The organism is Citrobacter sp. wls619, assembly GCF_005281345.1.
Taxonomy (GTDB): domain Bacteria; phylum Pseudomonadota; class Gammaproteobacteria; order Enterobacterales; family Enterobacteriaceae; genus Citrobacter.
This window is the reverse complement of the sequence record NZ_SZXJ01000030.1, coordinates 203-2,717: the sequence shown is the minus strand read 5'-3', so window position 1 is coordinate 2,717 and position 2,515 is coordinate 203. Positions and strand designations below refer to the sequence as shown.

Below are 2,515 nucleotides of genomic sequence, written 5' to 3'. Positions count from 1 at the left end.
TGACGGATGGGCTTTTTTGCGTCTGCGTGGGATGAAAACCGCCGGATGCGGCGTCCCGCCTTGTGCCAGACCCGGAATTTGTCCATGCCCTCACTTTGCAAACATTCTTGATTTCCTCATTAGGCTGCTCCCTTTAATACCCAGTCTGAATTTCCTGTATTACTCCCCCGAAAATATCAGGATCTCCTGCAACAGTTACGTGTACCTTTATCTATTAGTAAGGGTCTATCCGGAGAATAAAGTGTTCGGAAAAATGGTATTAAACTACATGCCGGGACTGAAAAATTTATTAGCGTACGATAAAAGCTGGCTAAAACATGATGTTAAAGCCGGGTTATCCGTTGCTGCCGTAGCACTACCGGTTGCGATTGCTTACGCTGAGTTGGCGGGAGTTGGGGCTATCGTCGGGTTATATTCCTGCGTTTTGCCAATGCTAGCTTATGCGCTGTTTGGTTCTTCCCGCCAATTGATTGTTGGCCCTGATGCCACGACCTGCGCGGTGATTGCGGCCGTTGTGGTTCCTCTTTCTGCCGGAAACCCAGAACTTCACTGGCAGTTAACAATCGTCATGACTGTGATGATGGGAGGATGGTGCCTGCTTGCCAGTAAATTCCGCCTGGGTGCGCTTGCTGACCTGCTTTCTCATCCCATTCTAACGGGTCTGCTTAACGGTGTTGCCGTGACGATTATTGTTGGGCAACTCGGTAAGGTGCTGGGGATTACGCTTGATGAAGCGCAAGTGATTGAGAAGATCATTGCCCTGCCAGGCCGACTCTCAGAAATTCATTTCTTAACCTTAGGGATCTCTATCTTAACGTTAGCTATTTTAATGGCGATCAAAACGTTTCGTAGCCAATGGCCAGCACCGTTGATTGCCATTGTGATAACAACGGCGCTGGTCTGGATCACATCTGCACAGCAGTATGGTATTGCCACTATTGGGGGGGCGGGCTTTCAGCCTGGTTTGCCTGTCGTCCACTGGGGCTCGTTTAAGCCAGGTCTGGCGCGTGATTTATTGATCCCCGCACTGAACCTGGCTCTAGTCAGTTTTGTTAGCCTGATGCTGACCGCTCGCAGTTTTGCCGCGAAAAATGGATATGAAATAAATGCTGATGCTGAGTTCAGGGCGTTGGGGGTTGCGAATCTGATGTCTGGTTTATCTCAGGGGTTTGCGATTAGCGGAGCCGATTCCCGGACTGCGGTAAATGATTCCACGGGAGGGAAAAGCCAGCTGGTTTCCGTTGTTGCAGCCTTAATCATCGGAATCGTTGTGGTATTTTTCACGCAGCCATTACAATTTATTCCGGTCTCTGCATTAGGCATTGTTCTAATATATGCATCGTGGTCATTGATTGATTTACGCGGACTCTGGAATCTAAGGCGAAGAAATAAGCCTGCATTTCGCCTGGCGTTCTTCACCTTTGGTTGTGTTCTGGTTATTGGTGTTATTCAGGGGATTGGCCTTGCGGTATTGCTTGGCCTGTTGCAGTTCCTGCGCACAGTTTTTCGTCCTACTGAACACTTATTGGGAATTGACGAAAATGGGATGATTCACTCATTAGGTAATTCAACCGATGTGAAAATGATCCCCGGCGTGTTGATATACCGATTTAACTCACCGCTGACCTATTTTAATGTGGCTTATTTTAAACGCCGCGTTTTGAATTTAGTCGATGGGGCAGTGTTACAACCGAAATGGGTGGTCATTGACGCCGTGTCTTGCTTTACCTATTCAGATATCAGCGTCCTGGCAACCATTAATGAGTTAAAGCGGGACCTGAAAGGTCGACAGATTAAGTTAATTCTTGCAGGGCGTAAAACCGAGTTAACACGCTGGTTTAAGGATAGTCGACCAACAATGAAAGATGACGACATGATTCTGGCGCCAGACCTTTATTTGGCGCTCCGGTTCATTCAAAGCAAAGAAAGCATGAATGAGGATGAACCCAGCGTTGTTGAATAAACCAAATTTAGGAAAATGCTCAGGCTGGATATTGGCCGGAATCCAGACAGCGAGAAAACCAGCCCGTGGCTGATTTTGCGCAACCAACAAAACGCCGGGGCCCTCTGTTTATATCCGAACCTCATGGGGGGGGAGTGGAATCAGGTTTATAAGCAACTGATGGCGGTGAATCACTTTCCAGCTTGGCCATATCTGCCGTTTGCCATAGAAGAAAATGGTTGCCCTGGCCTACGGTTAAGCACGTCAGAAATAGAGGTGTGCCTGATACCGCTGCATTTTTCAGTACCATGATGGTTCCCTGAGAAGGTTAAACTGTCGTCATGGGTGAGGCGTTGATGCTTCGAATGGTATTTGTGGTTACACAACGCACTGGCGCAGTGACCAGAGAGGGGAGCTCCTGGCGGCGAATAATCGAATGGAGTTCGATGGAGACTCCGTTTCTCCAATAGCAAAAAACCCGCCATGGGCGGGTTTTTCTAAATAGTGGTGCCCGGACTCGGGAGCATTCAGCTATCTATTAAATTGAATTTCATCATAAATCTATTTCTGGAA

1 protein-coding gene is annotated in these 2,515 nt (G+C 48.0%); it reads left to right on the top strand.

Annotated elements, in window-relative coordinates:
• The first annotated feature begins 241 nt into the window (after positions 1–241).
• Positions 242–1,963 (top strand): SulP family inorganic anion transporter, encoded by a 1,722-nt coding sequence (locus FDX19_RS05265; RefSeq protein WP_137381882.1) that lies wholly within the window; start codon positions 242–244, stop codon positions 1,961–1,963.
• Positions 1,964–2,515: the final 552 nt, after the last annotated feature.